Genomic DNA, 333 nt, shown 5'->3' with positions numbered 1-333 from the left:
AAAGGTGGGCGACATCGTCTCGGAATCCACGGGCGACTTCATATCGGTACGCCTGGGCGACTTCGTCGGAATCCGCACTCATGGTCATGCGGCAGCAGCCGATGGCTTACACGCCCGCCGTTCGCTCATCCCATGGGCATCCACCAGATGAGCGACAGCTTTCCGCTTCCCCGCGGGCGTCACCACTAGACTGTATGTCCCCCCACAAAATGAGGCGACTCACCCTCGATGTTGCGACGAGGGTTGCCCGGATGGTCCGGGTAGAGCCTCAAACAAGGAGGGCGAGTCGTGGGTCATCATACCGAGGTCTTTGTCGGAATCGATACGTCAAAA

General features: G+C 59.5%; 1 pseudogene. It reads right to left on the bottom strand.

What is annotated here, in order from left to right:
* Nucleotides 1–186, bottom strand: a pseudogene (locus AC0L3A_RS41050) (IS3 family transposase); the annotation flags it as partial.
* Between the last annotated feature and the right edge of the window lie 147 nt (nt 187–333).

The sequence above is a fragment of the Bradyrhizobium sp. MI1.3 genome (assembly GCF_055811695.1).
The sequence above is the reverse complement of the archived record's forward strand: the minus strand, read 5'-3'. Positions and strand labels throughout refer to the sequence as shown.